The organism is Paraburkholderia sp. SIMBA_027 (assembly GCF_046535315.1).
Classification (GTDB): Bacteria; Pseudomonadota; Gammaproteobacteria; order Burkholderiales; family Burkholderiaceae; genus Paraburkholderia; species Paraburkholderia tropica.
The window spans coordinates 1-265 of record NZ_JAWRWY010000772.1 but is presented as its reverse complement, the minus strand read 5'-3'; the positions used below and the strand labels follow the sequence as shown (position 1 = coordinate 265).

Below are 265 nucleotides of genomic sequence, written 5' to 3'. Positions count from 1 at the left end.
ACCAACTTCCCCTGATTTTCCGGAAATTTGAATACTATGGCTACCGAACGTTATAATCCGCGCGACGCCGAGCCTCGCTGGCAGCAAAAATGGAACGAGGCAAAGGTCTTCGAGACCGATAATGCCGATCCGCGCGAGAAATACTACGTCCTCGAAATGTTTCCCTATCCATCGGGCCGCATCCACATGGGCCACGTTCGCAATTATGCCATGGGCGACGTGGTTGCCCGCTACAAGCGCGCCCGTGGATACAACGTTCTGCACC

General features: G+C 54.7%; 1 protein-coding gene. It reads left to right on the top strand.

The features are described from left to right. Nucleotides 1–36 precede the first annotated feature (36 nt). On the top strand, nucleotides 37–265 hold a 229-nt coding region (locus SB764_RS41145; protein ID WP_410866917.1), incomplete at its 3' end, for a class I tRNA ligase family protein.